Here is a 1,190-nt window from a genome sequence, read left to right on the forward strand (position 1 = left end):
ATGCATGGTGCACAACCCGGGCTACGACTTCAACGACGACAACATCGCGCCGGGTGCGGCGTTCTGGCGCGAGCTGGTGAAAACCTATCTGAGGTAGCCTGGGCTGCACCACCTGATCGCGCAGGTAGGCCAGCATCGGTGAGCGGCCTGCAGGGGCGCCTCGGCCAGCAGCTTCATCAGGCCCTCGCTGGCCTGCTGATCGGCCTTCCAAAGCTCATCCAGCTTCTTGAAGGCTGCCTGGAGCTGTGGGTCATCTTGCGCTTTTTCTCTGGCCAAAGCGCTCAGTTCATGGCTCCAGGCACGCCAATCGTTCATGCGTTTGATGGCCGCGGCACGGGCTTCCGGGGTGGTCGCGAGCATGGCGTCGCGCAGCCCCACCGCCCAGGCATAACGCTGCACGTTTGCCTCTTTGGCGAGCGACAGCCCCACGATTTCTTGCTCGTAGAGCGTCGTGTCGGTGTCATCCAGGGCAGACATGTTCCTGATAGCGAACAGGCTGACGCCTGCACCGAGCAGGGCCACCAGCACGAAGGCCATCACCAGCCGAACCGACATCTTGATATTGTTCAATTTCTATCTCCTACGCTTGATTAACTTCACGATTTGCTGCTTTCTTCGCACGGGGGGAACGTTCAAAACATGCCCCCATCGCCAGCTCTTCCTTGAGGATGCTGGCCCCCAACTTGATGCTGTGCTGGCCCGACACACTCACATAGCGCAGCACCGCAGCAATCTCCTGCCGCGTGGCCCCCAGCGCCAGGGCGCGGCGCATGTGGCGGCGCATGCCCTGGGGGTACAGGCTTTGAGGCGCTGCGTCCACCGCCAATGCCACCAACGCCATCCACTTGGGGTCAATACCGGTCGGCTCAGACGCCCCCTCCACCAGCGCCAGCATCTGCTCGCTCCATTTCGGGTCCAACCACAGCCCGTCTTCCCAGCCCTGTTCCGCTTCGCGGTCTGTTGGCTGTCCGTTCTTCTTTAAGGTGACCATCGCTGTTCCCTCTCGTATGGACCGGTTGCCTGAACCGGAATGTAAAAAACTTGAAGCCAATTGATTTGACATTTCGCGACAATGAGTTTCCGCTTCATGCCACCGTGGCGTCGAGCTGACCTCGGAGCTCATTTCTGCAGCGTGTCCAACCGCATCTCGTAGCTGAAGAACCTGTTCCGCCCGCGTCCTTTGGCTACAT

2 protein-coding genes are annotated in these 1,190 nt (G+C 60.3%); both read right to left on the minus strand.

Translation table 11 applies throughout. From position 1 onward, the window contains the following. Positions 1-84 precede the first annotated feature (84 nt). Positions 85-570, minus strand: a complete 486-nt coding sequence (locus Q8M88_RS16495) for an MCP four helix bundle domain-containing protein (protein WP_305598246.1) — start codon at positions 568-570, stop codon at positions 85-87. 10 nt (positions 571-580) lie between these two features. Further along, the coding region (locus Q8M88_RS16500; protein ID WP_305598247.1) for a carboxymuconolactone decarboxylase family protein at positions 581-1,190 on the minus strand (610 nt) is incomplete at its 5' end.

Origin of the sequence: Phenylobacterium sp., assembly GCF_030693805.1 — a bacterium.
Lineage (GTDB): Bacteria > Pseudomonadota > Alphaproteobacteria > Caulobacterales > Caulobacteraceae > Phenylobacterium.